The organism is Kribbella endophytica (assembly GCF_054781295.1).
The window spans coordinates 2,194,271-2,220,265 of the sequence record NZ_BAAGUR010000001.1 but is presented as its reverse complement, the minus strand read 5'-3'; the positions used below and the strand labels follow the sequence as shown (position 1 = coordinate 2,220,265).

The 25,995-nt window shown below is 69.3% G+C and carries 26 protein-coding genes; 18 read left to right on the top strand and 8 right to left on the bottom strand.

The window, feature by feature from the left end:
• The first annotated feature begins 63 nt into the window (after nucleotides 1-63).
• The 6 genes from ACYVIO_RS10520 to ACYVIO_RS10495 all read left to right on the top strand — a co-directional run bounded on the left by ACYVIO_RS10520 (nucleotide 64) and on the right by ACYVIO_RS10495 (nucleotide 6,972).
• On the top strand, nucleotides 64-558 hold the full coding sequence (locus ACYVIO_RS10520) for an NADH-quinone oxidoreductase subunit NuoE family protein (RefSeq protein ID WP_460650484.1): 495 nt from the start codon (nucleotides 64-66) through the stop codon (nucleotides 556-558).
• A complete protein-coding gene (locus ACYVIO_RS10515; RefSeq protein ID WP_460650483.1) occupies nucleotides 555-2,090 on the top strand; it encodes a formate dehydrogenase beta subunit in 1,536 nt (511 codons plus the stop codon). The genes ACYVIO_RS10520 and ACYVIO_RS10515 overlap by 4 nt, the downstream gene beginning before the upstream one ends.
• Entirely contained in the window at nucleotides 2,087-4,897 is a 2,811-nt protein-coding gene (gene fdhF, locus ACYVIO_RS10510; RefSeq protein ID WP_460650482.1) for a formate dehydrogenase subunit alpha, read from the top strand. The genes ACYVIO_RS10515 and fdhF overlap by 4 nt, the downstream gene beginning before the upstream one ends.
• Nucleotides 4,897-5,118 carry a formate dehydrogenase subunit delta gene (locus ACYVIO_RS10505; protein WP_460650481.1) on the top strand — a complete coding sequence of 74 codons (222 nt, stop codon included), beginning with the start codon at nucleotides 4,897-4,899 and terminating at the stop codon, nucleotides 5,116-5,118. The genes fdhF and ACYVIO_RS10505 overlap by 1 nt, the downstream gene beginning before the upstream one ends.
• Nucleotides 5,118-6,314: a molybdopterin molybdotransferase MoeA gene (locus ACYVIO_RS10500; protein ID WP_460650480.1), complete on the top strand. Its 1,197-nt coding sequence runs from the start codon at nucleotides 5,118-5,120 to the stop codon at nucleotides 6,312-6,314. Before ACYVIO_RS10505 ends, ACYVIO_RS10500 begins: the two co-directional genes overlap by 1 nt.
• A 220-nt stretch (nucleotides 6,315-6,534) precedes the next feature.
• Complete coding sequence (locus ACYVIO_RS10495; RefSeq protein ID WP_460650479.1) at nucleotides 6,535-6,972, top strand: MerR family transcriptional regulator; 438 nt, start codon at nucleotides 6,535-6,537, stop codon at nucleotides 6,970-6,972.
• A 48-nt stretch (nucleotides 6,973-7,020) separates the two neighbouring features.
• On the opposite strand, the gene ACYVIO_RS10490 is transcribed toward ACYVIO_RS10495, so the two are convergent.
• Nucleotides 7,021-8,058, bottom strand: coding sequence for an aminotransferase class V-fold PLP-dependent enzyme (locus ACYVIO_RS10490; RefSeq protein WP_460650478.1), 1,038 nt, complete (start codon nucleotides 8,056-8,058; stop codon nucleotides 7,021-7,023).
• A gap of 107 nt (nucleotides 8,059-8,165) precedes the next feature.
• On the opposite strand from ACYVIO_RS10490, the gene ACYVIO_RS10485 reads away from it, so the two are divergent.
• Entirely contained in the window at nucleotides 8,166-9,215 is a 1,050-nt protein-coding gene (locus ACYVIO_RS10485) for an aldo/keto reductase (protein ID WP_460650477.1), read from the top strand.
• A 6-nt stretch (nucleotides 9,216-9,221) separates the two neighbouring features.
• On the opposite strand, the gene ACYVIO_RS10480 is transcribed toward ACYVIO_RS10485, so the two are convergent.
• Both ACYVIO_RS10480 and ACYVIO_RS10475 read right to left on the bottom strand, forming a co-directional pair.
• Nucleotides 9,222-10,388 carry a glycoside hydrolase family 75 protein gene (locus ACYVIO_RS10480; protein WP_460650476.1) on the bottom strand — a complete coding sequence of 389 codons (1,167 nt, stop codon included), beginning with the start codon at nucleotides 10,386-10,388 and terminating at the stop codon, nucleotides 9,222-9,224.
• 63 nt (nucleotides 10,389-10,451) lie between these two features.
• Nucleotides 10,452-10,889, bottom strand: coding sequence for a MarR family winged helix-turn-helix transcriptional regulator (locus ACYVIO_RS10475; RefSeq protein ID WP_460650475.1), 438 nt, complete (start codon nucleotides 10,887-10,889; stop codon nucleotides 10,452-10,454).
• Between the two features lie 61 nt (nucleotides 10,890-10,950).
• Between ACYVIO_RS10475 and ACYVIO_RS10470 the strand changes: the two genes are divergently transcribed.
• The 8 genes from ACYVIO_RS10470 to arfA all read left to right on the top strand — a co-directional run bounded on the left by ACYVIO_RS10470 (nucleotide 10,951) and on the right by arfA (nucleotide 17,754).
• Nucleotides 10,951-11,346 carry a VOC family protein gene (locus tag ACYVIO_RS10470; RefSeq protein ID WP_460650474.1) on the top strand — a complete coding sequence of 132 codons (396 nt, stop codon included), beginning with the start codon at nucleotides 10,951-10,953 and terminating at the stop codon, nucleotides 11,344-11,346.
• A 94-nt stretch (nucleotides 11,347-11,440) separates the two neighbouring features.
• Nucleotides 11,441-11,686, top strand: coding sequence for a hypothetical protein (locus tag ACYVIO_RS10465; protein WP_460650473.1), 246 nt, complete (start codon nucleotides 11,441-11,443; stop codon nucleotides 11,684-11,686).
• Entirely contained in the window at nucleotides 11,683-11,889 is a 207-nt protein-coding gene (locus ACYVIO_RS10460; RefSeq protein WP_460650472.1) for a hypothetical protein, read from the top strand. The genes ACYVIO_RS10465 and ACYVIO_RS10460 overlap by 4 nt, the downstream gene beginning before the upstream one ends.
• Nucleotides 11,890-11,987: 98 nt before the next feature.
• Entirely contained in the window at nucleotides 11,988-12,983 is a 996-nt protein-coding gene (locus ACYVIO_RS10455; protein WP_460652079.1) for a LacI family DNA-binding transcriptional regulator, read from the top strand.
• Nucleotides 12,984-13,126: 143 nt separating this feature from the next.
• On the top strand, nucleotides 13,127-14,449 hold the full coding sequence (locus tag ACYVIO_RS10450; protein WP_460650471.1) for an extracellular solute-binding protein: 1,323 nt from the start codon (nucleotides 13,127-13,129) through the stop codon (nucleotides 14,447-14,449).
• Nucleotides 14,450-14,461: 12 nt separating this feature from the next.
• Entirely contained in the window at nucleotides 14,462-15,400 is a 939-nt protein-coding gene (locus tag ACYVIO_RS10445; protein ID WP_460650470.1) for a carbohydrate ABC transporter permease, read from the top strand.
• Entirely contained in the window at nucleotides 15,400-16,224 is an 825-nt protein-coding gene (locus ACYVIO_RS10440) for a carbohydrate ABC transporter permease (RefSeq protein ID WP_460650469.1), read from the top strand. The genes ACYVIO_RS10445 and ACYVIO_RS10440 overlap by 1 nt, the downstream gene beginning before the upstream one ends.
• A gap of 30 nt (nucleotides 16,225-16,254) precedes the next feature.
• Nucleotides 16,255-17,754, top strand: coding sequence for an arabinosylfuranosidase ArfA (gene arfA, locus ACYVIO_RS10435; protein ID WP_460650468.1), 1,500 nt, complete (start codon nucleotides 16,255-16,257; stop codon nucleotides 17,752-17,754).
• Here the strand turns inward: arfA and ACYVIO_RS10430 are convergent.
• Genes ACYVIO_RS10430 through ACYVIO_RS10420 form a run of 3 tightly spaced genes read right to left on the bottom strand, consistent with a single transcriptional unit; the run spans nucleotide 17,740 to nucleotide 20,145 of the window.
• Nucleotides 17,740-18,141 (bottom strand): hypothetical protein, encoded by a 402-nt coding sequence (locus ACYVIO_RS10430; RefSeq protein WP_460650467.1) that lies wholly within the window; start codon nucleotides 18,139-18,141, stop codon nucleotides 17,740-17,742. The two genes, arfA and ACYVIO_RS10430, sit on opposite strands and share 15 nt — an antisense overlap.
• A 49-nt stretch (nucleotides 18,142-18,190) precedes the next feature.
• On the bottom strand, nucleotides 18,191-18,820 hold the full coding sequence (locus tag ACYVIO_RS10425; RefSeq protein ID WP_460650466.1) for a response regulator: 630 nt from the start codon (nucleotides 18,818-18,820) through the stop codon (nucleotides 18,191-18,193).
• Nucleotides 18,817-20,145, bottom strand: coding sequence for a sensor histidine kinase (locus ACYVIO_RS10420; protein WP_460650465.1), 1,329 nt, complete (start codon nucleotides 20,143-20,145; stop codon nucleotides 18,817-18,819). The genes ACYVIO_RS10425 and ACYVIO_RS10420 overlap by 4 nt, the downstream gene beginning before the upstream one ends.
• A gap of 104 nt (nucleotides 20,146-20,249) precedes the next feature.
• Between ACYVIO_RS10420 and ACYVIO_RS10415 the strand changes: the two genes are divergently transcribed.
• Both ACYVIO_RS10415 and ACYVIO_RS10410 read left to right on the top strand, forming a co-directional pair.
• Nucleotides 20,250-21,929 (top strand): ABC transporter ATP-binding protein, encoded by a 1,680-nt coding sequence (locus ACYVIO_RS10415; protein ID WP_460650464.1) that lies wholly within the window; start codon nucleotides 20,250-20,252, stop codon nucleotides 21,927-21,929.
• Between the two features lie 178 nt (nucleotides 21,930-22,107).
• The gene (locus ACYVIO_RS10410; protein ID WP_460650463.1) at nucleotides 22,108-22,971 is read left to right on the top strand and encodes a serine/threonine-protein kinase; all 864 of its coding nucleotides are present in this window, start codon (nucleotides 22,108-22,110) and stop codon (nucleotides 22,969-22,971) included.
• On the opposite strand, the gene ACYVIO_RS10405 is transcribed toward ACYVIO_RS10410, so the two are convergent.
• On the bottom strand, nucleotides 22,940-23,398 hold the full coding sequence (locus tag ACYVIO_RS10405) for a GNAT family N-acetyltransferase (protein ID WP_460650462.1): 459 nt from the start codon (nucleotides 23,396-23,398) through the stop codon (nucleotides 22,940-22,942). The two genes, ACYVIO_RS10410 and ACYVIO_RS10405, sit on opposite strands and share 32 nt — an antisense overlap.
• Nucleotides 23,399-23,464: 66 nt before the next feature.
• Here ACYVIO_RS10405 and ACYVIO_RS10400 point away from each other — a divergent pair, with 66 nt between their 5' ends.
• Nucleotides 23,465-25,510: a penicillin acylase family protein gene (locus tag ACYVIO_RS10400; protein ID WP_460650461.1), complete on the top strand. Its 2,046-nt coding sequence runs from the start codon at nucleotides 23,465-23,467 to the stop codon at nucleotides 25,508-25,510.
• On the opposite strand, the gene ACYVIO_RS10395 is transcribed toward ACYVIO_RS10400, so the two are convergent.
• Nucleotides 25,492-25,995 carry a hypothetical protein gene (locus ACYVIO_RS10395; protein WP_460650460.1) on the bottom strand — a complete coding sequence of 168 codons (504 nt, stop codon included), beginning with the start codon at nucleotides 25,993-25,995 and terminating at the stop codon, nucleotides 25,492-25,494. The genes ACYVIO_RS10400 and ACYVIO_RS10395 overlap by 19 nt on opposite strands.

Sequence of the window (25,995 nt, the reverse complement as noted above, 5' to 3'; positions counted from 1 at the left end):
CGCCTATCTCGTGATAGGCAACTTTGCTTTGACCGCACGCTCCGGGCCCGGGACCGTTGGTGTATGACGATGCCAGTCACGGATTCTCTCCCCGCCCCCGACCCCGGGCGTCCGATCCGCGTGCGCGAGATCGCGACCGAGCGCCGCAGACTGCGCGGTGCGCTGATGCCGATTCTCCATGCTGTGCAGGAGGAGTTCGGCTGGGTCAGCCAGACCGACGTCCCGGTGATCGCCGACGTGCTCAACCTGTCGGTCGCCGAGGTGCACGGCGTCGTCACCTTCTACCGCGACTTCCGGCGCGAGCCGGGCGGCCGGACCACCGTGCGGATCTGCCAGGCCGAGGCCTGCCGGTCCGTCGGTGGTGTCGAGCTCGCCGACCACGCCAAGCGCACCACCGGCCTCGGCTTCGGCGAGACGACGTACGACGGCCGCCTGACCGTCGACGAGGTGTTCTGCCTCGGCAACTGTGCGCTCGGCCCCGCCGTACAGGTCGACGACAAGGTCCACGGCCGGGTCACTCCGGCCCGCCTCGACGCGATCCTGGGGGAGGCACGATGACGAAGGTTTTCGTTCCGCGTGACATGGCGGCGAAGTCGGTCGGTGCCGACGAGGTCGCCGAGCGGATCACCGCGGCAGCCCGTACGGCGGGCGCCGCGGTCGAGATCGTCCGCAACGGTTCGCGCGGCATGCTCTGGCTGGAACCGATGATCGAGGTGGAAACCCCCGAAGGACGCGTCGGCTACGGCCCGGTCGCGCCCGAGGACATCGACGGTCTGGTGGCCGCCGGAATGCTGACGGGCGGAGCCCAGAGCGAGGGCGCGTACCTCGGACTGGTCGAGGAACTGCCGTGGATGAAGCGGCAGCAGCGGCTGACGTTCGCGCGCGTGGGCGTCGTCGACCCACGCTCGGTCGACGACTACACCGCCAACGAAGGCTTCGCCGGTCTGAAGAAGGCGCTGACGATGACGCCGGCCGAGGTGGTCGAGGAGGTTGCCGACTCCGGGCTGCGCGGCCGCGGTGGTGCCGGGTTCCCGACCGGGATCAAGTGGCGCACGGTGCTCGGCGCGGAGTCCGATCTCAAGTTCGTCTGCTGCAACGCCGACGAGGGCGACTCCGGTACGTTCGCGGACCGGATGCTGATCGAGGGCGACCCGTTCGTGCTGATCGAGGGCATGACGATCGCCGCGTACGCCGTCGGCGCGACCGAGGGCTACGTCTACCTGCGCTCGGAGTACCCCGACGCCGTCGAGGCGCTGAACGCCGCGATCGTGACGTGCCGCGACAACGGCTGGCTCGGCGAGGACATCCTCGGCTCGGGTTTGACCTTCGACCTGCAGGTCCGGGTCGGCGCCGGCGCGTACATCTGCGGCGAAGAGACGTCGATGCTGGAGAGCCTCGAGGGCAAGCGCGGAATGGTCCGGGCGAAGCCCCCGATCCCTGCCCTGGAAGGGCTTTTCGGCAAGCCGACCGTGGTGAACAACGTGTTGTCGCTGGCAACCATCCCGACGATCCTGGCGAACGGTGCGGCGACATACGCGGCGTACGGGGTCGGTCGTTCGCTCGGGACCAGCGTGTTCCAGCTCGGGGGGAACGTGGCCCGCGGCGGCGTCGTCGAGACGGCGTTCGGGATCACCCTCGGCGAGCTGGTCAACGACCTCGGCGGCGGCAGCGCCTCCGGCCGGCCGGTCCGTGCCGTCCAGGTCGGTGGGCCACTGGGGGCCTACCTCCCGGTCGGCCAGTTCGACCTGCCGATGGACTACGAGGCGTTCGCCGCCGCCGGTGCGATGGTCGGCCACGGCGGCATCGTCGTGTTCGACGAGTCGGTGGACATGGCCGCGATGGCCCGGTTCGCGTTCGAGTTCTGCGCGGAGGAGTCGTGCGGCAAGTGCACGCCCTGCCGGGTCGGCGCGACCCGCGGCGTGGAGACCATCGACCGGATCGTGGCCGGTCAGGACCGGCGCAAGAACCTCGTCCTGCTGGACGACCTGTGCGACTTGATGACCGACGGATCGCTTTGTGCGATGGGCGGACTCACTCCCCTGCCGGTACGCAGTGCTGTCCGCCACTTCGGAGAGGACTTCGACGCATGACCCTGCTCAAGGAACCTGACTTCGGTACGCCGGCCCGCAAGGGCGAGGCCACGGTCGAGCTGACTGTGGACGGGATCGCCGTCACCGTCCCACCCGGTACGTCGGTGATGCGCGCCGCCAAGCAGGCCGGCGTCGACATCCCGAAGCTGTGCGCGACCGACAACCTGGAGGCCTTCGGCTCCTGCCGGCTCTGCGTCGTCGAGATCGACGGCGCCCGCGGTACGCCGGCCTCCTGCACGACGCCGGTCGGGCCGGGCATGGTCGTCCGGACCCAGAACGAGAAGCTCGGCAAGCTACGCCGCGGGGTGATGGAGCTCTACATCTCCGACCACCCGCTGGACTGCCTGACCTGCTCGGCCAACGGTGACTGCGAGCTGCAGGACATGGCCGGCGTCACCGGCCTGCGCGAGGTCCGGTACGGGTCGGGCGTGGACGCCGGCGCGAACCACATGGACCTGCCGACCGACACCTCCAACCCGTACTTCGACTTCGAGGCGTCCAAGTGCATCGCCTGCTCGCGCTGCGTACGCGCCTGTGACGAGGTGCAGGGCACGATCGCGCTGACCATCGAGGGCCGCGGCTTCGACTCCAAGGTCGCTGCCGGCGCCGGCGTCTCGTTCATGGAGTCCGACTGCGTCTCCTGCGGCGCCTGCGTGCAGGCCTGCCCGACCGCCACGCTGCAGGAGAAGTCGGTGATCGAGCTCGGCATGCCGACCCGCTCGGTGATCACCACTTGCGCGTACTGCGGGGTGGGCTGCTCGTTCAAGGCCGAGCTGCGCGGCGACGAACTGGTCCGGATGGTCCCGTACAAGGACGGCGGCGCGAACGAGGGCCACTCGTGCGTGAAGGGCCGGTTCGCCTTCGGCTACGCCAACCACCCCGACCGCGTGATGGAGCCGATGGTCCGCGACTCGATCGAGGACGAGTGGCGCAAGGTCTCCTGGGAGGAGGCGATCGGTTTCACCGCGCGCCGCCTGCGGGAGATCCAGGCCGAGTACGGGCAGGGCTCGATCGGCGGCATCACGTCGTCGCGGACCACGAACGAAGAGGTGTACGTCGTCCAGAAGATGGTCCGCGCGGTCTTCGGCAACAACAACGTCGACACCTGCGCGCGGGTCTGCCACTCGCCCACCGGGTACGGACTGAAGCAGACCTTCGGTGAGTCGGCCGGCACCCAGGACTTCAAGTCCGTCGACGACGCGGACGTGATCCTGGTGATCGGCGCGAACCCGACCGACGCCCACCCGGTGTTCGGCTCCCGGATGAAGAAGCGGCTGCGTCAGGGCGCGCAGCTGATCGTGGTCGACCCGCGCAAGACCGACCTGGTCCGCTCGCCGCACATCGAGGCCGCGCATCACCTCGCGCTCGCGCCGGGCACCAACGTCGCGATCGTCAACGCGATCGGGCACGTCGTCGTCACCGAGGGCCTGGTGGACCGCGCGTTCGTCGACGCCCGGTGCGAGGGCTTCGAGGAGTGGGAGACGTTCATCGCCGGGCCGGAGCACAGCCCGGAGGCGGTCGAGGAGATCACCGGCGTACCGGCTGCTGAGGTTCGCGCCGCGGCTCGGTTGTACGCGACCGGCGGCAACGGCGCGATCTACTACGGCCTCGGTGTCACCGAGCACAGCCAGGGCTCGACCACCGTGATGGCGATGGCGAACCTGGCGATGGCGACCGGCAACATCGGGCGGTCGGGCGTCGGCGTAAACCCGCTGCGCGGCCAGAACAACGTGCAGGGCTCCTGCGACATGGGCTCGTTCCCGCACGAGCTGCCGGGCTACCGGCACGTCTCCGACGACGGCGCCCGCGACGTCTACGAGCAGCTCTGGGGTACGCCGCTGCTGAACGAGCCGGGCCTGCGGATCCCGAACATGTTCGACTCCGCGATCGACGGGTCGTTCAAGGCGCTGTTCGTGCAGGGCGAGGACATCGCGCAGTCGGACCCGAACACGGCGCACGTGTTCGCGGCACTCGGCGCGCTCGACCTGCTCGTCGTACAGGACCTGTTCATCAACGAGACGGCGAAGTTCGCGCACGTGCTGCTGCCGGGCACGTCGTTCCTGGAGAAGGACGGCACGTTCACCAACGCCGAGCGCCGGATCAACCGGGTCCGCCCGGTGATGGCGCCGCAGACCGGCAAGCAGGAGTGGGAGATCATCTGCGAGCTGTCGCAGGCGATGGGCTACCCGATGCACTACGACTCGTCCAGCCAGATCATGGACGAGATCGCGCTCACCACGCCGACCTTCATGGGCGTCTCGTTCGACCGGCTCGACGAGGCCGGGTCGATCCAGTGGCCGTGCAACCTCGAGCACCCGGACGGTACGCCGGTCATGCACGCCGACGAGTTCACGCGGGGCAAGGGCCGGTTCATGGAGACTATGTACGTGCCCACCACCGAGCGGTCCACGCGCAAGTACCCGCTGATCCTGACCACCGGCCGGATCCTGTCGCAGTACAACGTCGGCGCGCAGACCCGTCGTACGGCGAACGTCGCGTGGCACCCGGAGGACATCCTGGAGCTGCACCCGCACGACGCGGAAGTCCGGGGCATCTCCGACGGCGACACGGTGTCGCTGGCCAGCCGGGTCGGGAAGACCACGCTGCACGCGAAGCTGTCGGAGCGGATCCCGGTCGGGGTCTGCTACACCACGTTCCACCACCCGGTGACGGGCGCGAACGTGATCACCACCGACAACTCCGACTGGGCAACGAACTGCCCGGAGTACAAGGTGACCGCGGTCCAGGTCGACCTGGTCGTCGAACCGTCCACGGCCGCTCGCGAGACCGTTGCGGTGGGCCACTGATGAGCGCGACCACGTTGCCGCCGCACGTCCGGCTGGCCAACGAGATCGCGCGGCAGTTCGCGCACAAGCCGGCCGACGTCGCGGCGACCACGATCGCGAACCACATCAAGGCGGTGTGGGACCCGCGGATGAAGGCCGCGCTGGTCTCGCACCTGGAAGCCGGCGGTGACGACCTGGACCCGGTCGCGGCACTGGCTGCCCAGCAGCTGAAGGGCCAGTAGTGCCAAGACCCGGCCACCGGCACGCGGCGGCGTCCCTCCCCTGGGACGTCGCCCGCGAGCTGGCCCACGCGGCTGCGGCTGCACTGCCCCCTCGGTCGCTGCCGTTGTCGGCAGCCGACGGTACGACGCTCGCGACGCCTCTCGTCGCGCCTGCCGCCGTACCGCCAGTGGATCGCTCGGCCATGGACGGCTACGCGGTCAGTGGCTCTGGCCCCTGGCAAGTAGTTGGCACGATCCTGGCCGGCTCGTCGGACCTGCCGGAGCTGGCCCCAGGTGAGGCCTACGCCATCGTCACCGGCGCGACTGTCCCAGACGGAACGACTGGTGTGCTGCAGGACGAACTTGCCATTCGTACTGAATCTGAAGTTCAGGGAAATGTTGTTCCTGGGCAGCACATTCGCCGTGCTGGTGAGGAGTGTGTGGCGGGCGAAGTACTGCTTCCCGCGGGTGTCCGCATAGATCCTTCGGTGCTTGGGTTGGCTGCCGCGGTGGGGCTTGATCGGTTGACGGTGATCCCTAAGCCTCGGGTTGCGGCCTTCGTCACCGGGGACGAGCTCGTGCAGCGCGGCGCCTCCGGACCTGGTCGGGTGCGGGATGCGATCGGGCCGATGCTGCCCGGATTGATCGAGCGTGCGGGTGCGACCTGTACGACGGTCACGCAGCTTCCGGACTCGCGGTCCGCGCTGGTCGACGCGTTGGCCAAGTGCGACGCCGACGTGATCCTGGTGTCCGGCTCCTCGGCCTCCGGACCCGCGGATCACCTCCGCGCGGGCTTGACCGCGCTTGGCGCCGAGCTGGTGATCGACGGCGTCGCCTGCCGACCAGGACATCCCCAAGCCTTGGCCCGCTTCGACGACGGACGGTTGGTGATCGGTCTCCCCGGCAACCCGTTCGCCGCGCTGACCGCGTTCCTCACCCTCGGCGTCGCCGCGCTGCACCGGATGCGCGGCCTGCCTCTGCCAACGTTGCCCGTAGCCCCCATCCCCGGCGGCCTCGCCGGCCACCCGACCAGCACCCGCCTGGTCCCCGTCCGCGTCACCCCCGAAGGCGCCGTACCGGTCGGCCACGCCGGCTCCGCCATGCTCCGCGGCGCCGCCGCCGCCGACGCCCTGGCCGTCATCGAGCCCGGCCCGACCACCGCCATCACCGCCCGCCTGCTGTCTCTCGACCCAGGCGCCACTCCCTGGACCTTCTGACCCCGGACCTCCCTTGAACCCGTGCCCCCAGGGCCACCCCCCTCGGCGTACTGGACGCCCCCTCCCATCGCGCGCGACCTCGAGCACCGCCCAGCCACCGATTCCACGATCCGACGGCTGAGCGGTGCACACAGTGGCTTGCGACGGACCGGGCACCGCGCGGTGCTCGTCGCCGACAATCCACCTGCCCACGCTCCCCGGGCGCGGTTACCCTGGCTGGATGAACGAGGGGCTGAGCATCGGGCAGGTGGCGGAGCGGACCGGGTTGAGCGTGCACGCGCTGCGCTTCTACGAGCGCGAAGGCATCCTCGCCGAGCCCGTACGGCGGGAGTCGAACGGCCGCCGGATCTACAGCGAGGACGACGTCGACTGGCTGGAGATGTGCATCCGCTTCCGCGCGTCGGGCATGCCGCTGGACACCATCCGCCGCTACACCGACCTGGTCCGCCAGGGCCCCGGCAACGAGTCCGAGCGCCTGGCCCTCCTCCAGAGCCACCAGCAGCACGTCGAGGACCAACTCGCTGCGCTCACCGCGTGCCACGAGGTCATCACCCACAAGGTCGAGATCTACCAGCAGCACCTCACCCAGGGCACCGCCGACTGCCTGTGGACCGTCCCGGTCGCCACCGAGGACTCCCCCCTCGCCGCAAACCAGTAGCCGGCCCGCCGTCTCCAAGTAGTCCCACCGCCAAGGCCCCCTGTCAGCTCAGGCGAGCGCGTCGAGAGCCAACCGCACGTCGTCCCGCGTCGAGTACACGTGGAACGACGCCCGCAGCCGACCATCCCGTACGGCGGCCCGCACGCCCGCGGCCTTGAACGCCTCAGCAGCCCCCGGCACATCCGCACTCACGATCGCCGAATCACCCGGCGGCAGCCCAAGCCCAGCCCGAAACTCATTGGCCAGCCCGAGATTGTGCGCGTGGATCTTCTCGACCCCGATCTCCTCCAGCAACTCCAACGCCGGCGCGGCCCCGACGAAGCTGAACCAAGCCGGTGACTGATCGAACTGCCGAGCATCAGGCGCCAGCGCCATCTTCGTCCCGTAGTACGAACCATGAACGTCATCAGCGGCGTACCAATTCGCATGCAACGGCCGGCACCGCTCCTGGAGCTCAGGCGAGAGGTAGCCGAACGTCGCACCCCGCGGCGCCATCATCCACTTGTAGCTGTGGGCAACCAGCGCGTCCACCCCGGTGACGTCGAGCGGCAACCACCCCACCGCCTGGCTCGCATCCAGCACCACCAATGCACCGATCTCCTTGCTAGCGGCAATCACCGCCGGAAGATCGAGCACCTCACCGGTCGCCGACTGCACGACACTGACCGCGACCACGTCGACACCCGGCCGGATCGCCGCGACGAGTTCCGAGGTCGGCGCTCCGACCACCTCGACCCCACGATCGGCATGCACCTGCCACGGGAACACGTTCGAGGTGAACTCGACCGAGTCGGTCAGCACTTTCGTTCCGTCCGCCAGCGCGCTCGCGATCGGCGAGACCGCCGCCGAGACCGTGCTGCCCACGAAAACGTCCGCCGCGGACGCACCGATCAACCGGGCGAACGACTCTCGCGCCCGCGTCGTCGACCCGTCCCAGGGTTCCCAACTCGTTGCCCCGACGTGCCAGTCCGCGAGGGCCGACTGCAGCGCGTCCCAGGCGGGTCGCGGCGGCAGCCCGTACGACGCTGTGTTCAGCCAGCCCGGCTGCGGCTCCCAGAGGTGAGCGAAGTCGGCGACATCGGTCATGCGTACTCCCAGGCTCGTTCCGGACGGGGTGGCCCGAGGCATGGGTTGACCTAGAGCGCGGTCTAGATCCTAGGTTCTGGGCACACCACAGTTGAGGAGTTCGTCGTATGCGATACCGCACTCTTGGCGCGACCGGCATCGAGGTCAGCGTGCACTGCCTGGGCACGATGATGTTCGGCAAGGTCGGCAATCCCGACCACGAGGACAGCGCCCGGATCATCCACGCCGCCCTGGACCAGGGCATCAACTTCGTCGACACCGCCGACATGTACTCGTCCGGCGAGTCCGAGGAGATCGTCGGGAAGGCGCTCAAGGGCCGCCGCGACGACGTCGTACTGGCCACGAAGGTCCACTTCCCGATGGGCGAGGGTCCGAACCGCGGCGGCAACTCGCGGCGATGGATCACCCACGAGGTCGAGCAGAGCCTGCGCCGGCTCGGCACGGACTGGATCGACCTGTACCAGGTGCACCGGCCGGACCACCGGACGGACGTCGAGGAGACCCTGTCGGTGCTCACCGACCTGGTGCGCGCCGGCAAGATCCGCGCCTTCGGCTGCTCGACGTTCCCCGCCGAGGACATCGTCGAGGCGTACCACGTGGCCGAAGGCCGGGGGCTCGGCAAGTTCCGCACCGAGCAGCCGCCGTACTCGCTGCTCGCGCGCGGCATCGAGCGCTCGCTGCTCCCCACGACCCAACGCCTCAACATGGGTGTCCTCACCTGGAGCCCGCTCGCCTCAGGCTTCCTCTCGGGCAAGATCCGCAAGGACCAGCCCGTCGACCTCTCCGTCGGCCGAGCCGCACTGACGCCCTTCCGCTTCGACCCCACGATCCCCTCCAACGCCGCCAAGTTCGATGCGTTGGAGCAGCTGATCGAGGTCGCCGAAGGCCTGGGCCGCACCCTCCCCGAGCTCGCCCTGGCCTTCGCCGTCACCCACCCCGCGGTCACGTCGGTCATCACCGGCCCCCGCACGATGGCTCACCTCGAGGGCACGCTGAAGGCCGCCGACCTGACCCTCGACGACAAGACGCTGGATCGCATCGACGAAATCGTCCCGCCCGGCACCGACCTCTACCCAGCCGACGGCGCCTGGCAGCCGGTAGCTCTCACCGACCCGACCAAGCGCCGCCGTGCGCTCACGGACCGCTCAGCAGGCTGAGGTCCTCTACTTGCCGGCTTGCAGAGCCGTCCAAGTGGCTGGGCCTACTACCCCGTCGACTACCAGCGCGCGGGTGCGTTGGTAGTCGCGGGCTGCTGTTTCGGTGAGGGTGCCGAACTGGCCGTCTGTTGCGACGGTGCGGCCGAGGGCTGCGGTGAGGGAGCGTTGGAGGCGGGTGACCGCGGTGCCGGTGGCGCCGTTGCGGAGGGTGGGTTTGTCGCCTGCCGAGAGGAGAGCCGTCCAGGTGGCTCGGGCGATGATGCCGTCGGCGGGGAGGGCTACTCGGGTTTGGAAGGCCTTGGTGGCGTCGACGGTGGCCTGGTCGAAGGTGCCGGTGGGGTCCAGGCCCAGGAGGCACTGGGCGGCGTTGACCTGCGGGCCGGTGCTGCCGGACTGCTGGACGTCGTACGCCGGGAAGTTCAGGCTGCCGGCGGTGCAGGTCAGGGTGTTGTTGACGAAGTCGGTGGCGGCGGACTGGCCTTTGGTGAGGGCGTCGGTCTGGTTCTCGATCGGGACTGACGTCACGCCGGGGAAGAGGATGTACGTGACGACCGCGCCGGAGACACCGCCGGTGGAGGGGTTGGGGTTGATGCCGAGTTGCTGGGCGAGCTTGTACGAGCCTTCGCCGACGATGCCGGTCGGGCCCTGGTCGCCGACCACGGCGTACGCGACCTTGTCCTGGTAGACGACCGCGGCGACGGTGGCGCCGCCGATGCCGGCGCCGCGGAAGTCCCAGGTCGAGCTGGGCAGCGGTACGACAATGAACGGCAGGCCGGCCGAGTTCAGTGGGCGGCCGTCCGACTGGTTCCACGAGGTGTTGGGCTGGAACGACGGGTCGGTGTTCTCGTTGCACTGGGTCGTGCGCTGGCCGTCGCAGTCGACGTCGAAGTCCGCCGTCCAGTGCACGGCGTTGCCGCTGCCGCAGACGGCGACCGAGCGGGTCCCGCCGGAGTCGTGCGCGTACTTGCCGTTGGACAGTTGCGTGTCGCACCCGGCGGCGCGTTCCTTCAGCTGCGCGGCGGTCGGCCCGGCCGCGGTGGTTTCGGTGGCGGCCTCGACCGGCGGCGAGGACGCGAGAGCGAGTGGCACGACGGCGGCCAGGGCGATTGCCACCAGCAACACCAGGCGGGGTACGAAGGTCTGTTTCGTCGCTGAGCGGGGCGGCTGCTGCATCGGATCCTCCTGAGATGAAAGCCCGAAAACGAAACTTTTCTCCCAGGAGAGTACATACAGTAGTTACTTAGTAACAGACCTCAGACCTGCATGCACCTTGGCCGCCAGCTTGAGCAGCTGAGCCCGTTCGGTCGCCGTCAGGGGGGAGAGTGTCGAGTTCTCCACCTTCTGTACGACGTTGCGCGCGGTCGTGAAGGTCCGCCGCCCGAGCCCGGTCAGCGCGATCCGGTACCGGCGCCGGTCATCCGGGTCGCGCTCACGGGAGACCAGTTCGTCCTCGAGCAGCTCATCCATCAGCCGGACCATGTCGCTCGGGTCGAGCCCCAGCCCGCCGGCCAGCGCACTCTGCGCGGACGGACCTTGGTCAGCCAGTTCGGCCAACGCCGCGAACTGCCACAGCGTGATGCCGGGTCGCACGGCCAGACGCTCCGCGATCTCGCGCCGGCCGGCCACGCCCACCTTGTGCAGCACGAACGTGGTCATCCCCAGCAGCGTCTCCATGACGGTCCATTGTAGGGTCGAACCAATCGTTGGTACTTCCCCACTAATTTGGAGGATGTGGATGGACGCGCTCTACCCCCGACTGCTGGTCGACGACTTCCCGGCGGCGGTCGAGTTCTACCGCGGGATCCTCGTGGAACTGTTCGGAATTCAACCAGTGAAGGTGATTCCGGAGGCGGCGTACGCGAACTGGGACCTCGGCGGCGAGGCCGCGCTGGTGCTGTTCGGACGGGCCGGGCTGAGTACTGCGCTCGGGCTCGATCCCGAAGTTCAGCCGTCGACGAGCACGATGCTGGTGTTCAAGGTCGACGACGTGGACGCCGCCGCACAGGTGGTCGAGAAGCACGGTGCAGCGCTTGTTGCGGCAGCGCAGGGTCGCCCGCAGTGGGGACCGAATCTGCGGACCGCCCATCTGCGCGCACCCGACGGCACTCTGCTGGAACTGCAGTCTTACTGAGCGTATTTCTTTCCGTTGATGCTTTTAGCTCGCCGTCAGCGGGGCACCGGGTGGAAAGACAACGAAAGACAACAGAGAGAAGAAGCTGAGTTCGATGGCACTGCCGCAGTCGATCCGCAACGCCGGGGAGCCTTGGACCACCAAGGACCTGAGCAAGCTCGAGCAACTCGCCGCCGACAATTTCCCACCCTGCGTGATCGGCCTGCGGCTCGGCCGTCCCGAGGACGCGATCCTCGATCAGGCGTTGCGGACCGGCGTTAGGCTGACTCCACTGAACCGTCCGCCGTACGGCGTTCTGCCGCCGGCCGGGCGCGGGCCTGAGAGGGAGGACGATCGATGAGCTTCGACCGACCAGGAGTACCGCACCCCGGGAACCGGGCCGACGAGGCGGAGACCGAGGAGATCCTCGAAGAGGAAGGCGTCGAGATCACCGACGGCCGCCTCGACGGCCGCGACCACCCCGGCAGCCCGTCCACCGGCCCGCAGCCGTACACCCCGCGCCACCCGGACAAGCCCGCCACCGACGAGGACGAGCAGAGCTGACCTCCGCGCGCTAGTCCGCGGGTCGGCTTCCCGCGGGTGGACTACCGTGTTCTGACCAGCATCGGCGGACGCGGAGGGGGCTATCTGTGGCAGTGACCATGCGGGATGTGGCGCAGCATGCGGGGGTGTCGCCGAAGACCGTGTCGAACGTGATGAGCGGTTATCCCTTCATCCGTGAGGAGACGCGGCAGCGGGTGCTGGCGTCGATCGATGCGCTCGGCTACCAACTCAACATCTCCGCCCGCAACCTCAAGTCCGGTCGCACCGGCATCATCGGGCTCGCCGTCCCGGAGCTGAGCCTGCCGTACTTCGCCGAGCTCGCCGACGCCGTGATCACCGCGGCCGAGGAGCACGGGCTGACGGTGATGATCGAGCAGACCGGCGCGATCCGCGAGCGCGAGCTCGCCGCACTCGCGCGTCCGCGCGGGCATCTGGTCGACGGACTGCTGTTCAGCCCGCTCGGTCTCGGGCCCGACGACGTCGAGCACCTGCACACCTCGACGCCGATGGTGCTGCTCGGCGAACGGATCTTCCACGGCCCGGTCGACCACGTGATGATCGACAACGTCGCCGGCACCCGCGCCGCGACCGAGCACCTGCTCGAGCTCGGGCGCCGGCGCATCGCCGTGATCGGTACGCATCCTGGCGAGCTCGTCGGTACGGCGGCCATCCGGTACGACGCGTTCGCGGCGACGCTGGCCGATGCCGGCGTCGAGCCGATCGAGCAGCTCGCGATGCCGGCCGGGCCCTGGCACCGCGCGACCGGGGCCGAGGCGATGGAGGCGTTGCTCGCATCGGAGGCGAAGTTCGACGCCGTACTGGCGCTGAACGACACGCTCGCACTCGGGGCATTGCGCGCGCTGGCCAAGCACGGGGTCAGGGTTCCTGACGACGTGGCCGTCGCGGGGTTCGACGACATCGACGAGGCGCGCTACAGCACGCCGAGCCTGACAACGGTTGATCCCGGGCGTGCGCAGATCGCCGCGACCGCGGTCGAGATCCTGGTCGGCCGGATGAACGGCGACGACACCGAGCACCGCGAGATCATCGCCCAGTACGCGCTCCACGTCCGCGAGTCGACCGCCGGGCACTGACCCGACCGTCCCGCGCGAGTCCAGATCCGGCCAGGAGCCGATCGAGGTCTTGACGCCTCCGGAGAGCCCGGGCATCATCCTTCTACACCGATGTATTACATCGGTGTAGAAGCGTGCCCCACCGCCCACGGGAGGACACGAAGATGCCATCCCACGAACCACTCCAGTCCGCCCCACCCTCCGCGCGAGCGGGGGTCTCCAGGCGCCATCTCCTGGCCGGCGCCCTCGGGATCGCCGGCGCCGCCGCCCTCACCGGTTGCGGGTCGTTCGGCCGTGACGCCCGGGTCCGCGAGTGGAACCTGTTCGGCGGCGGCGACGGCGCCCGCCTCCTCCAGATCCACGACAAGTTCGTTGCCGAGCACAAGGACATCGCGTTCGAGGCGCACACGCTGGCCTGGGGACCGCCGTTCTACACCAAGCTCGCGATGTCCGCCGCCGGCGGCCGCGCGCCCGAGGTTGCGACCCTTCACCTGTCCCGGCTGAAGGGCTTCAGCCCGAGCACGATGCTCGACCCGATCCCCGTCGACCTGCTCACCCAGGCGGGGATCACCGAGCAGGACTTCCTGCCCGAGACCTGGAAGAAGTGCCACGTCGACGGTCAGCTGTACGCCGTACCGCTCGATCAGCACCCGTTCGTCCTCTACTACAACACCGAGATCTGCAAGAAGGCCGGACTGCTCGGCCCCGACGGCCGGATCAAGCCGGTCAAGGGCGTCGACGCGTTCTTCGAGATGCTGAAGGCGGTCAAGGACGTCACCGGCAAGTTCGCGGCCTCGGTCGAGACGACCAACCCGTGGCGGATCTGGTGGACGCTGTACGGCCAGCTCGAAGGCGAGTTCTTCGACGAGTCCGGCCGGGAGTTCGTCCTCGACGACCATAAGGCGCTGGAAGCCCTGCAGCTGATGGCGAAACTCTCCGCCGACGGCCTGACCCCGAAGTCGTCCGACTACGCCGCACTGGTCGCGCAGTTCAGCAACGGCGACGCCGGGCTGAGCTTCAACGGCGAGTGGGAGGTCACGACGTACCAGACCGCGAAACTCCCGTTCAGCATGGCGCCGTTCCCGGTCGTGTACGACGTACCGAAGTTCGCCGGCGACGCCCACACCTTCGTGATGCCCCACCAGGCGACCCGGCGCGACGAGGACACCGCCGCGACGGTCGAGTACATCGCCTGGATGCTGAAGAACAGCGCCGACTGGGCCGCCGGCGGCCACATCCCGGCGTACCAGCCGGTGGTCAAGAGCCCGGAGTACCTGGAGCTGAAGCCGCAGGCCGAGTACCGCTCGGTCGCGCCGGACGTGCTGTTCGACCCGGACGCGTGGTTCAGCGGCTCGGGCGCGCAGCTGCAGAACGAAGCGGGGGCCGCCTTCGCGGGGGTGTTCTCGGGCCGGACGACGCCGCAGCAGGCGCTCGACCAGTTCAAGGCCGCCACGCGCAAGCTGCTCGACACTCCGTCCCCGGTCTGACAGGAGCGCATCATGGCCGTGCAGACACCCTCCCGTCCTCGTACCAAGAGCTCCACAGCTGAGCCGCCACGCAACGGTCCGCCCTGGACCGAGCGCTGGGGCGGCCTGTTCTTCGTCGCGCCGTTCGGGATCTTCTTCCTGTTCTTCCTGCTCTGGCCGACGCTCGCCGGACTCTGGAACAGCTTCTTCAACACCAGTCTGGCCGGGGTGAAGCAGGAGTTCCTCGGCCTGGCCAACTGGCGTGAGCTGTTCGGCGACCCGGCGGTCTGGGACTCGCTGAAGAACACCCTCGTCTTCACCGCGATGAGTACGCCGCCGTTGGTGCTGATCGCGCTGGTGATGGCGCTGCTGGCCAACCGGCGCGGTGTGTTCGGCTGGTTCCTGCGGTTCGCGTACTTCGCGCCGTTCGTGCTGCCGGCCACGGTCATCACGCTGATCTGGGTGTGGATCTACCAGCCCGGCTTCGGCCTGGTGAACGGGCTGCTGACGGCCGGCGGGTTCGCCGAGATCGACTGGCTGAACGCGGAGAACCGGGCGATGCTCGCGGTGGTGATCACGACGGTCTGGTGGACCGTCGGGTTCAACTTCCTGCTCTACCTGGCCGCGCTGCAGGGCATTCCGGCGCAGGTCTACGAGGCGGCCTCGATCGACGGCGCGAACGGGCGGCAGACGCTGTTCCGGATCACGCTGCCGCTGCTCGGCCGGACCACCGGGCTGATCGTCGTACTGCAACTGGTCGCGTCGCTGAAGATCTTCGACCAGATCTACCTGATGACCGACGGCGGCCCGAACTACGCGACCCGGCCGATCATCCAGTACATCTACGAGAGCGGCTTCACCAGCTACCGGATCGGCTACGCCTCGGCGGTGTCGTACCTGTTCTTCGCGATCATCGTGATCGTGTCCGTGGCCCAGTTCAAGCTGTTCGGCGGCCGGAAGGAGGCGCAGTGATGAACCGGCTCAGCTTCCCGAAGGTCGCGATCGCGGTCGGCGCCGCGCTGCTCGCCGTACTGTGGCTGGTTCCGTTGCTCTGGGCCCTCGACACGTCACTCAAGCCCGAGCAGGAGACCACCCGTACGCCGATCAGCTGGTTGCCCTCGGCACCCACGTCCGCGGCGTACCAGAGTGTGCTCGAGCAGGGCTCGATCCTGCGCTGGTTCGTGAACAGCACGATCGTCGCAGTGCTGGTGACGGTGTTGACCCTGCTGGTGTCCGTACTGGCGGCGTACGGGTTCTCGCGGACCACGTTCCCCGGCCGGAAGGTGATCTTCGGCGTGGTGATCGCCGGGATCCTGGTACCGCCGCAGGTGCTGATCGTGCCGCTGTTCCAGGAGATGTCGAGCCTGCGGCTGGTCGACACCTACTGGGGCATGGTGCTGCCACAGGTGGTGGCGCCGGTGATGGTGTTCGTGCTGAAGAAGTTCTTCGACGGCGTCTCCCGCGACTACGAGGACGCCGCCCGGGTGGACGGCGCGACCCGCTGGCGGATCGTCTGGGGCGTGATGGTGCCGATGTCGCGGCCGATTCTCGTTGCCGTCGGCATCTTCACGTTCATCGGTGCCTGGAACAACTTCCTCTGGCCGTTCATCGTGACCACCGACCCGTCGATGATGACGATCCCGGTCGGACTCGCCAACGTGCAGGGCTCGTACGGCCTGCGCTACGCCCAGATCATGGCCTCGGCCGTGCTCGGCGGACTGCCGCTGCTGATCGTCTACGCGCTCTTCCAGCGACACGTGGTCCGTGGTGTCGGCGACGCCGGCATCAAGGGCTGAACAATCCCAACCTCCAAGGAGCATTCCCTCGTGCCTTCTGCCTCACTGATCCTCGATCCCTCCTTCACCGTGGCCCCGGTCAACCGCCGGACGTTCGGCACGTTCGTCGAGCACATGGGCCGCTGCGTCTACACCGGTATCTACGAGCCCGGCCACGCGACCGCCGACGAGGACGGCTTCCGCAAGGACGTCCTGGAGCTGACCCGGGAGCTTGGTGTCTCCCTGGTCCGCTACCCGGGCGGCAACTTCGTCTCCGGCTACCGCTGGGAGGACGGCGTCGGCCCGCAGGCCGACCGGCCGCGCCGGCTGGAGCTGGCCTGGCACAGCATCGAGACCAACCAGTTCGGCCTGGACGAGTTCGTCCGCTGGTGCGCGAAGGCCGGCGTCGAGCCGATGATGGCGATCAACCTGGGCACGCGGGGCGTCCAGGAAGCGCTCGACCTGCAGGAGTACTCCAACCACCCGGGCGGTACGGCGCTGTCGGACCTGCGCGGCGAGCACGGTGCGGCGTCGCCGTACGGGATCAAACTGTGGTGCCTGGGCAACGAGCTCGACGGGCCCTGGCAGATCGGGCACAAGACGGCGACCGAGTACGGGCGGGTCGCGGCCGAGACCGCGCGGGCGATGCGGATGGTCGAGCCCGATCTCGAACTCGTTGCCTGTGGCTCCTCGGGGTCCGGCATGCCGACGTTCGGGACGTGGGAGCGCGAGGTACTGCGGGAGTGCTACGACCTGGTCGACCACATCTCGTGCCACGCGTACTACGGCGACGACAACGACGACCCGGCGTCGTTCCTGGCCTCGGCGGTCGACATGGACCGCTTCATCGACTCGGTCGTCGCGAGTGCCGACCACGTCGGCGCCGAGCTGAAGAGCAAGCGGCGGATCGACATCTCGTTCGACGAGTGGAACGTCTGGTACAAGGACCGCTCGCGCCTGACCGACGGTGCGCCCGACGCGTGGGAGGTGGCGCCGCGGCGGATCGAGGACGAGTACAACCTCACCGATGCCGTTGTCGTCGGCAACCTGCTGATCTCGTTGCTGCGGCACAGCGACCGGGTCGCGGTCGCTTGCCTGGCGCAACTGGCGAACGTGATCGCGCCGATCATGACCGAGCCCGACGGCCCGGCCTGGCGGCAGCCGACCTTCCACCCGTTCGCGATCACCTCGCGGCTGGCGGCCGGTCAGGTGCTGCAGGTGAAGACCACGTCGCCGACGGTCGCGACCGAGAAGTTCGGCGAGGTCGAGGCGGTCGACGCGGTCGCGACGTACGACGACGGCAAGCTCGCGGTCTTCCTGGTCAACCGGTCGCTCGACCAGACGATCGAGGTGTCGGTCGATGTCAGCCGGACCGGTGTGACCACGATCGAGGAGGCGCTGACGCTGGCCGATGACGACCGCCTGGCGGTGAACTCGGCGGCTCAGCCGGACCGGGTCGTTCCGCACAACGCCGAAGGGGTGCGGTTGGAGGACGGGAAGCTGACCATCAGCCTGCCGCCGATCTCCTGGACCGCCCTAGCCCTTGCCTGAATGACCTGACTTGTCGTCGTCGTCCTTCTTGCGGAGACCACCCTTGTCGTCACCGGGTTCAGTGGTGGACCCGGTGGCGGTCGGGGTGCGGAGGCCGCCCTTGTCGTCGCTGGGCTCGACGGTGGGCTTCGGAGTGGTGCTGACCGCCTTGGGCTCCAGCGTCGGCGGGAACCAGAGCGGCGCCGGCGACTCACCAGTCGTGCCGGGGTCGAAGGCTGACCACACCGCTGTCCCGCCGGCCACCAGACCGGCGGCCGCGACCAGTCCGAGGAGGCCGGTGCCCGCCCAGGCGGCGTACCGGCCGAGACCGCGGCGGCCGGTTTCCGTGCCCGTGCCGCCCGTCTGCAGTACGACGGGCCGGCGTCGGGTGTCCGGGCTCTGTTCCATGACTCGATGGTGACCCACCACCGCCGCCGGGCGCTATCGGACCTTGGTACTAGTACTCCCCGCGCTGAGCGTTTCGCTGGGCCCACAGCGCGGCCTGCGTCCTGTCGGTGACGCCCAGGCGCTGGTAGATGTTGGTGAGGTGCGCCTTGACCGTCCGCTCGCTGATGCCCATCCGGCGCGCGATCGACTTGTTCGGCAGCCCGTCACTGATCATCTGCAGCACCTCCTGCTCCCGCCCGGTCAGCTTGGTCTCCGGACCAGGCGCACGCCGGTTGGTCAGCAGCACCCGGGCCGCCTTCGGGTCCAGCGGCGACCCACCCGCCACCACCTCGCGGATGCCGGCCAGGATCACCTCCGGCTCGCTGTGCTTGAGCAGGTAGCCCTCGGCACCGGCCTGCAGCGCGTCCAGGATCCGCGCCTGGTCGCTGAACGACGTCAGCACCAGCACGTGCGCCTCCGGGTTCGCCGCGACGATCTGCCCGGTCGCAGAGATCCCGTCGGTACCAGGCATCGACAGATCCATCAGTACGACGTCCGGCTGCAGCTCGGCGGCCATTGCTACCGCCTGCGACCCGTCAGCGGCCTGACCGACCAGCTCCAGGTCGTCCGCTGTCCCCAGCAGCTGCGCCAGCCCGGTCCGGACGATCGCGTGGTCGTCGGCAATCAGCACCCGGATCATCCGACTGGCACCTCGACCTCCACGCGCGTTCCCTGGCCGGGAGCGGCCCGGACTGTCAGCATGCCACCTGACTCGGCCAGCAGGTCACCGATCGACCGGAGTCCGAAGTGCCCGCCGGTACTGCGCTCCTCCAGCCGTGACTCGTCGAAGCCCCGCCCGTCGTCGTCGATCACCAGCGTGGCGACCCCGCCGCTCCGCCCGGCACTGATCAGCACCTCCCGCGCTCCGCTGTGGGAGGCGACGTTCCGGACCACCTCCTGAGCCGCCCGGAACAGCAGCGCCGCAACAGCCGGCGGCAGGTGCTCGGCCTCCTCCGTCTCCAGCCGTACGTCGATGCCCGCGCGTTCCAGGCCGGCGGCCAGCTCGGCCAGCGCCGAAGCCAGGCCCTCCTCAGCCAGGTTGGGCGGGTAGATGTCGACCAGCAACGAGCGCAGCGACCCGATACTCCCCCGGAGCCGTGACGCGCTGTCGGCGATCAGCTCTGCCCGCTGCCCTTCGGTGGGGTTGCCTAGCCGCATCGCATCGAGCGCGTAGTTGAGCCCGGTGAGCTCCTGGACCACACCGTCGTGCAGCTCACCAGCGATCCGCCGCCGCTCGGCGTCAGAGGCCTCGACCGCGTGCCGGAGCAGCCTCTCCCGGTCCCGCTGCTGCCGCTGCACCCGCCGGGCCAGCGACCAGGCGAACGGAATCTGGACCAGCTCCAGCAGCAACAGCGCTCCCAGCGACGGCGGGGCGAACCGCTGCCAGGCGGCCTGCCCTGCCTCGGTCACCGCCTGGTAGCGGAAGTACGCCTCGAACAGCATCGGCTCGCCGTTCGGGCCGCGCACTCCGACGTACACCTCGAGCAACTTGCGGTACGGGATCTCGAACCGGTTCTCCGGCCGGCTCAGGTCGCTCACCTCGGACTCGACGCTGCCGCGGACCTGCAGCGCCTCGGCCTCCTCGGGGCCGAGCGGGAACTGGGATCCGATCAACCGCGGCTCGTCGGAGTAGACGACGCGCCCGCTGGCGTCCCACAGCTTCACCCGGACCAGCGACGCCTGCAGCACGTACTGGCGCATCGCGGTGTCGAAGGCCCGCAGTGACTCGGGCTGACCGGCGATCACCGCGGCGGTCAGGCGCGGCTCGACCACTCCGCGCGCGGTGACGTAGGTGACCTGCCGGGCCGACTCCGCCGCCTGCTCGGTCCCCGCCTGGCGCGCGACGAACGCGATCAGCGCCGCCAGGGACAGCAGCACGATCAGGCCGGCCGCGGTGAACCGGACGAGCAGTCCGACCGTGGACAGCGGTTCACGGTCCGCACGCGAGCGTCGCAGTTTCACCATGCGGGGATCGTAGAACCGGATCATCGCCGACGGGCAGCCCGACAACAGTCCTAGTACCAAGGTCCACTACCCGTGCCGACCTGCGCGCGGCGAGTGTGGTCGGCATGAAGCTACCGCTCTCGCTCACCGTCGCCGGGCCTGCCGCCCGGGTGCAGCTCCCTGCACTCGCCGCAGCGGCCGGTCTGGTCGTGCTGCGAGTCGGTGTCGTCCTGCTCCGCCCGTGGCCGCTCGCCCTTGCGGTCGACCACGCCCTGTCCGGTACGCCGGACAACCCGCTGACCGTGCTGGTCTCCGCTGCCGTAGCGACGGTTGTTCTCAGCGCGGCGATCGGCCTGCTGGACATGGCCAGCCTGCGGACCGTCGAAGGGGCCGCCGAGCGGATCGGAGCAGGGCTGCGGGCAACGATGTTCCAGCAGACCATGACCAGGTCCCTGCGCTGGCACGACCGGATGCGGAGCGGCGAGCTGGTCTCGCGGCTGACCACCGACGTCGGCCGGGTGCTGGACGGCGTGGTCGCGGTGTCCACTTCGTTCCTGCCGGACGCGGTGATGCTGACCGCCGTACTGGGGCTGCTGTTCGCCTTCGACCCGGGACTGGCCTTGATCGGCCTGGCTGTGGTGCCGGTGCTCGCCGTACTGGCTGTGCGGCAGCGCCGGCTGATCAGAACGGCTCAGCAGGACGCCAGGACGGAGTCCGGGCGGCTGGCTGGGACTACGACCGACCTGCTGCGCAACGTGCGCGCCGTACAGGCTTTCGGGCGAGCGGATCGAGCAGCTGCGGTCTTCAGTACGCGCAACCGCGCCGTACTGGGGGTGGAGCTCCGGGCGATCGACGTGGATGCCCGGTGGACTCCTGTCGCGGACATCGTGCTTGCTGTCGGTACGGCGTTGGTGCTGATCGTCGGCGGGCAGCATGTGCTGGCCGGACTGCTCACCACTGGGCAGCTGCTCGTCGTACTGGCTTATCTGCGGGACCTGTACTCCCCTGTGCGTGGGCTGACGCGGCTGTCCGCCGTACTGGCCAAGGCGGGGGCCAGTGCGACTCGGGTGCGGGACGTGCTGGAGTGCGACGAGGCTGTCATCGACCGGGCCAATGCACGCCCGGCTCCGGCGATCAGGCAGGGCGTGCGGTTCGAGCAGGTTGGGTTTGGCTACGAGACGGCCCATCCCGTATTGCATGATTTTGACCTAACGGTTGCCGCTGGTGAGACGGTCTGCCTGCTCGGGCCGAGTGGCATCGGCAAGAGCACGCTGCTGCACCTGCTGCTTCGCCTGTACGACGTGGACGCCGGCCGCATCCTGATCGATGGCGTGGACCTGCGCGACTGCACCCAGCGCAGCCTGCACGAGCGGTTCGCGTTCGTGCCGCAGGACCCGTGGCTGCTGGACGCGACCGTTGCCGAGAACATTGCCTTCGGCAACTCGGAGGCGACCCGTGCCGGTGTCCTGCTGGCCGGTCGGGCTGCGCTGGTGGACGAGTTCGCCGGCCGCCTGCCGGACGGCTACGACACTCCGCTCGGTGAAGGCGGCGTGCGGCTCTCCGGTGGTCAGCGTCGCCGGGTCGCCCTGGCTCGGGCCGCGGTCTCGACGGCTCCCGTCGTACTGCTGGACGAACCGACCGCGTCCCTCGACCAGGCCTCGGCCCGGACGGTGATCGAGGCGATTCGGACGACAACGGCCGACCGTACGGTCCTGCTCGTCACCCATGACCACGACCTCGCGGCGATCGCCGACCGGGTCGTCACCCTGCCCACTCGCGTACTTCACGACAGCGGAAGGAGGTGAACACCATGCTCCGCATCAAGCCGACCATGCACCACGGCCGTAGCCGGTCCCGCAGCCGCTCGCGCAGCCGCAGCCGGTCCCGCAGCCGCTCGCGCAGCTGATCACCAGGCCCGCCGACCGCCGCTCAGACGGTCGGCGGGCCCGCCCGTTCGACCCACCGCTCTGACAGGAGCTTCCGATGACGCAAGCAGTCGACGCCGAAGACCAGCAGCCGGTCTGGCAGTCCGCCGAAGGCTGCGAGTTGCCCGGTGGGACCCTGGCCGTCGAACGGCTCGGCGTGGGACACCGCTGCGAGACCTGGCTGGTCTGGTCGCCGGTGCTGTGGGCTCCGGCTGTGCTCAAGCTGGCCAGGCCGCACCAGATCAGGCACCCCCGCGCTGTGAAGACCCTCCAGCGCGAGACGGCAGCGCTGGCAGGCAATCAGCATCCCGCACTGCCTCGCTTGCTCGCCGACGGGACCGGCGACGCAGTGCCGCACGTCCTGCTCGAGTACGTCGACGGACCGTCGCTGGCAGACGAGCTGGACGAGCAGGGCCCGCTCAGCCCAGCCGAGACCGCTCTGCTCGGTGCACAGCTGCTGCCAGCGGTCCTGTCGCTGCACCGGCGGGGCATAGCCCACCTGGACCTGAAGCCGGAGAACGTCGTACTGCGGGACAGCCGACCGGTCCTGATCGACTTCGGCTCGGCCCGACGGCTGGGCTCACTGCAACCGGCCGGACACCCGGTCGGGACGCTTGGCTACGCAGCACCTGAGCAGGAGACCTGTCAGCCGGTTGCCGAACCCATGGACCTCTACGGCCTCGGTGCAACGCTGGCTGAATCCCTTACTGGCAAGGGCCCTGACGACTGGGCTGATCTGCCGGACAGTGAGGTCAGCACCGTAATCCGCCAGCTGCTCTCGCCGGACCCAGCAGACCGTGGCACGCCAGAGGCAGTGCTCACCGCACTGGCCGCAGCCGCCGGTGGCCTCCGCCCCTGGCCTGCCTGGCTCGACCGCTACGCCGGTGCGGTCAGAGCACCCGCTCCCGGCGGAACCGGGTGATGCTGATGCCTGGGCCGACCTCTACCTGCTCGGACTCGTGGTAGCCGCGGCCCAGGTACAGCTTGACCGCCGGGGCGTTCGCCGTACCGGTGGAGACCAGGGACAGGCCGCGGGGCTCCAGGTCGTCGAGGGCGTCGAGCAGGGCGCTCGCATGGCCCTTGCGGGTGTGGGCGGGGTCGACCACCAGGCGGGTGATGTCGACGGTCTCGGGATCGGGGAACTCGTAGGCGACGGCGGCGACCAGGATGTCGTCGGCGAAGCAGCCGAGCCAGTGCTCGGTCGACGTCATCAGGCCGGCCAGGTCCTCCTGCAGCGGCGGGATCCCGTCGAAGCCGATCAGGGCGGCCTCGACGGCGTACGCGCGGTGCTGGACTTCGAGCAGGCGTGGCGCTACCCCGGCGTCGGCCGGGTCGATCGGACGGATCACCACTCCACGCTAACCCGATAACGTGTCAGGCGCGCCGCCAACGTCGTGGCCGGTCTGCTAGAAGGGATGCGTGTGAAGGTCTACCGGGACAGCTGGGGAGTGCCACACCTGCGCGCTGACGATCCGCTGTCGCTGGTCCGGCTGCAGGGGCGGAACGTCGCCACCGACCGCGCCTGGCAGATCGAGACGCAGCGCCGCAAGACGCTCGGGACCACCGCCGCCTTCCTCGGTCCGGACGCCGTTGCCTGGGACATCTTCGCCCGCCAGGCCCGCCTGGCCGACACCGCCGAACGCTGCTTCCGGGCGCTCGACGACGACACCCGCGCGTGGATCGAGGCGTACGTCGCCGGCGTCAACGAGGGACTTCCGGCCGGCGCCGCGCGCGCTCCGGAGTTCGCCAAGACCGGGCTGACCCTGCAGGAGTGGGAGCCGTGGACACCGCTCGGGATCTGGATGGCTGTGCACATCCTGTTCGCCGGGTTCCCGTCCAAGCTGTGGCGTGAGCAGGTCGCGTTGCACCTCGGCGACGACGCGATGCAGGTATTCACCTCCGAGGGCCCTCACACCTCAGGCAGCAACGGCTGGATGATCCCGGGCGCTCTGACAGCGACCGGTACGGCGCTGATCGCGGGCGACCCGCACCGGTACGTCGAGAGCCCGGGCGTCTACCAGCAGATCCGGCTGGCTTGTCCGGCGTACGACGTGGTGGGTCTGGCCGTTCCGGGCATCCCGGGGATCGCGCATTTCGGCCACACCGGCGACGTCGCCTGGGCGATCACCAACGCGGCGGCCGACTACCAGGACCTGTACGAAGAACAACTCCGGCGTACGGCGGACGGTGTCGAAGCGCTCGGGCCGGATGGCTGGGAACCCGCCGTGGTGCACACCGAGTCGGTGGAGATCGCCGGGCGGGACGCCATCGCGGTCGAGGTGATCGAGACGGCGCGGGGTCCGGTGGTGATCGGCGGGCCGGACTTCCCACGAAGTGTCAGCCTGCGGTACCCGCCGCGGGTCACTGGGCGGCTCGGGTTCGAGGTGCTTCCTCTGTTGCTTGAGGCAACGGATGTGAGGGCTGTCGACGAGGCATTGGACAGGTGGATCGAGCCGGTCAACGTCGTGCTCGCGGCGGACACCGCGGGTGGACTGCTGCACCGGACGGCCGGGATCGTGCCGCAGCGGGATCCGGAGAACCTGCTGCGCGTCGTACCGGCGTGGGAGCGCAAGCACGAGTGGGACGGGTGGATCGATCCGATGCCTCGTTTACCGGTCGACGGCGTGGTCGCGATGGCCAACGCTCGGGACCTGGCCGCGCCGCTCGGGATCGAGTTCGCCGCGCCGCACCGGTATCGGCGGATCCGTGAGCTGCTGACCGCGCGGGACGGGTGGACGGTCGAGGACATGCCGACCATCCACACCGATACCTGGCTGGGATCAGCCGGCAGCATCATCGACCCGCTGCACGAGCTGGCCGACCTGTCGCCCAAGGCTGTCGCGCTGCGGGATCGCTTGCTGCAGTGGGACCGCCGGATGGACGCGTCCAGTACGACGGCTTCCAGCTACGCCGCGATCCGGAAAGCGCTGAGCCGCCGGATCACCGCGCACCCGACGATTGCCGCGCTGGACGACGTCGACGCCACCGAGATGTTCCTGCCGTACCTCGATCTGCTGACGCACGTGTCGTTCGCGCTGGAGAACCTGCTCGCCAGCGACCTGAAGATCGACTTCGCCGCACTGCTCCGGGACTCGCTGGAAGAGGTCGCCGCGAGGACGCCGCGTGGATCGTGGGGTGATACCCACCAATTGTCGCCGGTGCAGGTGATCCGCGGGCCGCTGTTCACCCGCGACGAGGAGCCGATCGAGCTCGCGCTGTCCGGCGACCACCACTGCGTGTGGTCCACGTCGAGTGTGCCGGGGACGACCGACCTGACCGTACGGGCCTCGGCTGCGCGGTACGCGTGGGACCTCGGGGACCGCACGAAGAGCGGGTGGAGCGTGCCGCTGGGGGCTTCCGGCGTCCTGGGCGACGAGCACCATCACGATCAGCTGCCGCTGTGGCTGAGGGGTGAGCTGGCGCCGATCGTGACGGACTGGGATCAGCTGACGCCGGAGTAGGTGTCGAGCACGACCTGCAGCCGGTCGCGGCGGAAGCGGCCTGGTTGGTTGTCGTACTTCTGCTTGCCGGTGGTCGACCAGAAGCTTGATGTCGGGACGCTGTCGGCGCCGGCCGGGATGAACTTGAGCACCTCGGCCAGTGCGGCAGTCGCGAAGGCCGCGATCTCTCCGTCCGCGTCAGGGTCGTCGGCGGGTACAGCCGCCATCAGCTGGTCCGCCAACTCCAGCCACTGTCCCGGATCGAGCAACACCGACGGCTCCCGGCCGCCGAAGCCACCGGCCTGCTCGCGCTCCGGCAGCTGGAACAGGTACTCCCGCTCGGCGGAGCAGCCCTGGCAGGTGCCGTCGTACGCCGCGACGAGTTCGCCGTCCACCTGCGCCAGCGCGTGCCGCCACTCGGTCTCGACCGACCCGCAGGTGGGACACGGTGTCAGGTCGAGGTACACGTAGGCCTCGTCCCGCGTACGGGCAGGCGGCTGCACCAT

Coding starts and splice junctions, on each gene's coding strand:
- ACYVIO_RS10425 (WP_460650466.1), bottom strand. CDS start 18,820: ATGATCCGGGTGCTGATTGCCGACGACCACGCGATCGTCCGGACCGGG.
- ACYVIO_RS10420 (WP_460650465.1), bottom strand. CDS start 20,145: ATGGTGAAACTGCGACGCTCGCGTGCGGACCGTGAACCGCTGTCCACG.
- ACYVIO_RS10400 (WP_460650461.1), top strand. CDS start 23,465: ATGCGTGTGAAGGTCTACCGGGACAGCTGGGGAGTGCCACACCTGCGC.
- ACYVIO_RS10520 (WP_460650484.1), top strand. CDS start 64: ATGACGATGCCAGTCACGGATTCTCTCCCCGCCCCCGACCCCGGGCGT.
- ACYVIO_RS10430 (WP_460650467.1), bottom strand. CDS start 18,141: ATGGAACAGAGCCCGGACACCCGACGCCGGCCCGTCGTACTGCAGACG.
- ACYVIO_RS10395 (WP_460650460.1), bottom strand. CDS start 25,995: ATGGTGCAGCCGCCTGCCCGTACGCGGGACGAGGCCTACGTGTACCTC.
- ACYVIO_RS10410 (WP_460650463.1), top strand. CDS start 22,108: ATGACGCAAGCAGTCGACGCCGAAGACCAGCAGCCGGTCTGGCAGTCC.
- ACYVIO_RS10465 (WP_460650473.1), top strand. CDS start 11,441: ATGGCACTGCCGCAGTCGATCCGCAACGCCGGGGAGCCTTGGACCACC.
- ACYVIO_RS10445 (WP_460650470.1), top strand. CDS start 14,462: ATGGCCGTGCAGACACCCTCCCGTCCTCGTACCAAGAGCTCCACAGCT.
- ACYVIO_RS10505 (WP_460650481.1), top strand. CDS start 4,897: ATGAGCGCGACCACGTTGCCGCCGCACGTCCGGCTGGCCAACGAGATC.
- ACYVIO_RS10495 (WP_460650479.1), top strand. CDS start 6,535: ATGAACGAGGGGCTGAGCATCGGGCAGGTGGCGGAGCGGACCGGGTTG.
- ACYVIO_RS10450 (WP_460650471.1), top strand. CDS start 13,127: ATGCCATCCCACGAACCACTCCAGTCCGCCCCACCCTCCGCGCGAGCG.
- ACYVIO_RS10470 (WP_460650474.1), top strand. CDS start 10,951: ATGGACGCGCTCTACCCCCGACTGCTGGTCGACGACTTCCCGGCGGCG.
- ACYVIO_RS10485 (WP_460650477.1), top strand. CDS start 8,166: ATGCGATACCGCACTCTTGGCGCGACCGGCATCGAGGTCAGCGTGCAC.
- ACYVIO_RS10455 (WP_460652079.1), top strand. CDS start 11,988: ATGCGGGATGTGGCGCAGCATGCGGGGGTGTCGCCGAAGACCGTGTCG.
- ACYVIO_RS10475 (WP_460650475.1), bottom strand. CDS start 10,889: ATGGAGACGCTGCTGGGGATGACCACGTTCGTGCTGCACAAGGTGGGC.
- ACYVIO_RS10460 (WP_460650472.1), top strand. CDS start 11,683: ATGAGCTTCGACCGACCAGGAGTACCGCACCCCGGGAACCGGGCCGAC.
- ACYVIO_RS10440 (WP_460650469.1), top strand. CDS start 15,400: ATGAACCGGCTCAGCTTCCCGAAGGTCGCGATCGCGGTCGGCGCCGCG.
- ACYVIO_RS10490 (WP_460650478.1), bottom strand. CDS start 8,058: ATGACCGATGTCGCCGACTTCGCTCACCTCTGGGAGCCGCAGCCGGGC.
- fdhF (WP_460650482.1), top strand. CDS start 2,087: ATGACCCTGCTCAAGGAACCTGACTTCGGTACGCCGGCCCGCAAGGGC.
- ACYVIO_RS10415 (WP_460650464.1), top strand. CDS start 20,250: ATGAAGCTACCGCTCTCGCTCACCGTCGCCGGGCCTGCCGCCCGGGTG.
- ACYVIO_RS10480 (WP_460650476.1), bottom strand. CDS start 10,388: ATGCAGCAGCCGCCCCGCTCAGCGACGAAACAGACCTTCGTACCCCGC.
- ACYVIO_RS10515 (WP_460650483.1), top strand. CDS start 555: ATGACGAAGGTTTTCGTTCCGCGTGACATGGCGGCGAAGTCGGTCGGT.